Here is a 1381-nt window from a genome sequence, read left to right as displayed (position 1 = left end):
CCGCCAATCGGCATCGAGCGCGTAGAAGGGCTCGCCGATGCCTTCCAGCACCTCCCGCAGGCGTGCCTGGCCCTCGCGGAGTGCCGCATTGGCCTCGTCCCGCTGGCGCAACACGCGGCGCTCCGCTGCCGCCAGCCAGACAAACAGAAAACCGCTGACCGCGAATGCCAGCGCGGCACCCGCGTCATGGGGATCGTCGATCCTCAGGCTGCCGACCGGCGGGACGAAGAACCAGACGGCGAGAGCGGTGCTGGCGGCGGTGGCGATGAAGCCGACCAAGTGGCCGAACAGCACCGCCGCGAGCATCACCGGCACGAAGAAGGTCAGGTAGGGGTAGCCGGGCTCGCTGCCGATGAGTGCGAAGCGTGTCCCCAGGCCAGCCAGCAGGAGCAACGCCAGCGCGCCCAGCCGTCCCCATAGGGGCCATCCGAGCGTCGACACCGTGAGGGCGTGAAAGCGATCCATCGCTGCCCATTCTGCCACGCTGCGTGGCGGCCGTCTTGCTAAAGCAACGATTCTCGCAAAGCGGAAGAAACCGTTGTTGAAAGCAAAGCGGCAGCGGCCAATGGAGTGCGGAATCGCCTCAGACTTTGGGGGTGGCGGCGGCTCGGTGGATACGTGGCAGACGCAGTGTGCAGCGGAGACCTAGATACGGTAATCGGGTCGGCAGGTAGCGCGAGTTGCCGTGACCGGTTGTTCTTCCAGAAGGCCCAGGTGGGCCTGAGCAGAGGGAGGCACCGAGATGACCCACTATGCCGGGATCGACGTCTCGCTGGAGACGAGCAGCATCTGCATTGTTGACGGCTCCGGGGCCGTGCTCCGGGAGCTGAAGGCGGAGAGCGAGCCGGAGGCGCTGGCTGCGGCCCTGACGGGGGCGGGTCTGGAGTTCGCCCGTGTCGGCCTCGAGGCTGGGCCGATGTCGCAGTGGCTCCATGCCGGACTGAAGGCGGCGGGGCTGCCGGTGGTGCTGCTCGAGACCCGGCAGCTACGGGCAGCGACCAAGACCATGCCGGTCAAGACCGACCGGACCGACGCACGTGCTATCGCCCAGATGGTCCGAACCGGCTGGTTCCGGGCCGTGCATGTGAAGTCGGAGCTCTCCCAGGAGCTCCGGGCGTTGCTGACGGCCAGGAAGCTGCTGGTGGGGAAACTCCGGGACATCGACAATGGCATCCGTGGCCTGCTGCGCGGCTTCGGGCTGAAGGTCGGCCCCGTCGTTGAGCGGGCATTTCCCAGTCGAGCCCGTGAGCTCGCGGCGGACCGCAAGAGCCTTGCCGCCGTGATCGAGCCCTTGCTGCAGGTACGCGAGGCCCTGCTGTCCGAGCGGGAGCGCCTGCATCGCCTTGTTATCTGCGCCACGCGTGACGATGCCGTCTGCCGC

Annotated in this window: 2 protein-coding genes; one reads left to right on the top strand and one right to left on the bottom strand. The window is 67.6% G+C overall.

What is annotated here, in order from left to right; translation table 11 throughout:
- A partial coding sequence (locus ACLF3G_RS29425; RefSeq protein WP_430672927.1) for a DUF4118 domain-containing protein occupies positions 1-465 on the bottom strand: 465 nt, incomplete at its 3' end.
- Between the two features lie 277 nt (positions 466-742).
- On the opposite strand from ACLF3G_RS29425, the gene ACLF3G_RS29420 reads away from it, so the two are divergent.
- On the top strand, positions 743-1381 hold a 639-nt coding region (locus ACLF3G_RS29420), incomplete at its 3' end, for an IS110 family transposase (RefSeq protein WP_430672926.1).

Source organism: Falsiroseomonas sp. HC035 (assembly GCF_050563525.1).
Classification (GTDB): domain Bacteria; phylum Pseudomonadota; class Alphaproteobacteria; order Acetobacterales; family Acetobacteraceae; genus Falsiroseomonas.
Note: the sequence above shows the minus strand (reverse complement) of the source record. Positions and strands in the feature narration are given on the sequence as shown.